Raw genomic sequence first — 2,509 nt, 5'->3', positions numbered from 1 at the left:
AATGATATTTTAACACATTTATACTTATTAGTTTATATAGTTATTATCTATTGAATTCCAAGATATAAAGTTATATAAATCAAGCAAATTACTAAATTCATTAACAACATAATCATCGATGTTTTCGTATGTATTACACTTAGCATTTATAGTAACGTATTTAACTATATGAATAGTTGGATATATATCTTCATCTTCTATTAGTTCAACTAAGGTATCTACAAATTCCTTACCTGTTTCTATTTCATAATAACCATCTACACAGTATAAGTATAAATTGTATTCCTTAGAAGCTAGTTCATCAATAATAGAGATAAGTTCTTTCTTATATTCCCTTTTAAAAGAGATTTTTCTAAGTAGGTTTTGTTGTTCAAGCCAACCAGAATGATCTAAATAGAAGGCTGTATTCCAGTGATCATAATTTAAAGCAATTTGAATCTGGCTTGTACAACTAAATTTTAAATCGCTTTTAAGGTAACCATTGCTACTATCAGAATATAAGTTTGCAAATTTTTGATAGGCACTAAATTGAGAAGGGCTTTTGCCATATCCCATTCTTATATGATCTACACAGTTTCCATTAGCAAGTTCATTAGGATAAATACTACTAATAAGATGCTGCTTTAGTTTGTGAGGATAAAGTCCATTGGATTTCATAAATTTACCTAGGCTATCCAAATGAAGTTGCTCAAATTTTTGTTTCGTAACTGTTCTAGTACTTATAATAGTTGGATCTGAAGTAGTAGCATATTCCTCAGAAAATCCATTAAAGTCTGTAATATTAAAATACTTCGACATAATAATCACCACCTATTCAATATATTACCATATGATATAATAGAATTGTCAAATAGATGGGAAAAAAGGAGGATACATATGATAAAATTAAGACCACATCATATAATGTGTTTAAAGTTTTTTAAAGGGGTAGGGTATAGTGATGAGTTTACTAAGAATATGGCTCAGATACATTCTACTTTAGTTAATGGTGATGAAGTTATAAGTCTAGTTAATGGTGATGATAATATATGTTCAAAGTGTCCAAGTCTTAAGAATGGGATTTGTGATAGTGAGGAAAATGTTAGTCTTTTAGATAGGGGAGCACTTGAAGCTTTATCTATGAAGACAGGGCATGAGTATAGATATAATGACCTTGCAAGTCATAGAGATAAGGTTCTAGATAAGGCCCTTCATGGGAAGATTTGTTCAACTTGTCAGTGGTACAAAGAAGGGGTTTGCAGATTATAGTTTAAGGGGGAAGTATGTTAAAGAAAATATATGTTTTTTTATGGATAGGTGTTTTGGGTTTTATTTTTGGAATTATAGGTATGCCATTTATATTAAATACTAGTATAGGACAAGAAGTAGTTTCTAAATTTAACGGGGAAGGATTAGATACATTTAAGTATAAAAATTATACAATACTTGCATCTAAGGAATCAGAGGTTGGAATGCCACTTATATATGCTAATTTAGATAATACGGAAAAGAAACTATCTTCAATAACAGGATTTACTCCAGATGAAAACTTAACAATTAAAATAACTACTAAAGAGGAAAGTAGCTTAAATAGAATATTTAAACAAGATGAAATAAGTAATTTAGGTGGAGCCTATACTAATAAGAAAATTCATTTGTTTGCTAATAGTGTGTATGAAGATATTCTAACGCTAGGAGTACTTATGGGAGATGATTTTTATAAAAGTTTAAATCATGAATACACCCATTACTTCTTTGATATGTATTGTAAAAGCAAAGGTATTGAAAAGAGTAAGATTCCACAATGGTTTGAGGATGGATTATGTGAATATATAGGGAATGATAGTGTTGCCTATGGACAAGAATTTATAGATTTTACTCCATTTAATCAGATCACATCTAATAAGGACTGGAAGGATCATATTCCTCAAAATTATTTTCAAAGCCATCTAGCCCTTAATAAAATAGTTAGTTTAAAGGGAGAGAAGGTAATTAATAGTATTATCCTTAGGTGTAAGGAGTTAAGCTTTGAGGATTCATTTAAAGAAAGTACAGGAGTGGATATTTCAAAGTTTGAAGAGGGTATTAAATCAGACTGTGCTAACTATGGACGTTTAATGACGGACTATGCTAAGAAAAAGAATAAAGTAAGCTGTAGGGATATATGGATTAAGTGTTTAGAAAAATATATAGTAGAAAATCCTAAAACTCCAGATGCCTACTTTGATATTGCAGAGTATTATAAGTCAAAAGGGAACAATGAAAAGGCGGTTAAGGTTATTCAGGAAGGACTAAAATATAATCCTAATGATGATAGGCTGAAAAGAGGTTATGAGTTATTTAGTGAATAGGGGGAAGGATATCTCTATAAATGAGGATTTATCTAAAAACTATACTTATTACATTTATGTATATAAGAAGGATTATGATTGTGCCATTGCGTTGATTAATGATTTAACTCGCTAAAACATTAGGTATACAGAGTAGTATAGATAAACTTAATATATATACTTTAATGTATAGATTTTAT

At 29.4% G+C, this 2,509-nt stretch carries 3 protein-coding genes; 2 read left to right on the top strand and 1 reads right to left on the bottom strand.

The window, feature by feature from the left end; translation table 11 throughout:
* Positions 1-27: 27 nt before the first annotated feature.
* Positions 28-798: a hypothetical protein gene (locus tag RR539_RS09445; RefSeq protein ID WP_332500368.1), complete on the bottom strand. Its 771-nt coding sequence runs from the start codon at positions 796-798 to the stop codon at positions 28-30.
* Between the two features lie 78 nt (positions 799-876).
* On the opposite strand from RR539_RS09445, the gene RR539_RS09440 reads away from it, so the two are divergent.
* Positions 877-1,248: a DUF1284 domain-containing protein gene (locus tag RR539_RS09440; protein WP_332500367.1), complete on the top strand. Its 372-nt coding sequence runs from the start codon at positions 877-879 to the stop codon at positions 1,246-1,248.
* 14 nt (positions 1,249-1,262) lie between these two features.
* Positions 1,263-2,330, top strand: coding sequence for a tetratricopeptide repeat protein (locus tag RR539_RS09435; RefSeq protein ID WP_332500366.1), 1,068 nt, complete (start codon positions 1,263-1,265; stop codon positions 2,328-2,330).
* Positions 2,331-2,509: the final 179 nt, after the last annotated feature.

Source organism: Clostridium sp., assembly GCF_036639235.1.
Taxonomy (GTDB): domain Bacteria; phylum Bacillota; class Clostridia; order Clostridiales; family Caloramatoraceae; genus Clostridium_AB.
This window is presented reverse-complemented; position numbering and strand designations above follow the sequence as displayed.